1 protein-coding gene is annotated in these 269 nt (G+C 55.4%); it reads left to right on the top strand.

Going from position 1 to position 269, the window contains the following annotated elements; genetic code table 11:
* A partial coding sequence (locus tag AAC147_RS12695) for an AMP-binding protein (RefSeq protein ID WP_047686798.1) occupies positions 1 to 269 on the top strand: 269 nt, incomplete at both ends.

A 269-nucleotide genomic window follows, 5' to 3' on the forward strand; every position in this document is an offset into this window, starting at 1 on the left:
AAAGCGGGTGGCGCTTATGTACCTGTCTCTCCGCAATATCCCGCCGAGCGTGTCCGCTTTATTCTGGCCGATACTCAGGCTCCGAGTGTAGTGACCCAACAGCGGCATTTGCCGATATTAGCGACACACGGTGAGATACTGCCTGTTCAGCCTGCTCTGATAGCGGCAGATGATCAGTCTGTGACCGCCGGTCAGCCAGCAGAAAATCCGGTCTTAATCAACCAGCCGACCGATCTGGCTTATATCATCTACACGTCAGGCACCACCGG

It is taken from the genome of Xenorhabdus sp. NBAII XenSa04, assembly GCF_963866145.1.
Classification (GTDB): Bacteria; Pseudomonadota; Gammaproteobacteria; order Enterobacterales; family Enterobacteriaceae; genus Xenorhabdus; species Xenorhabdus indica.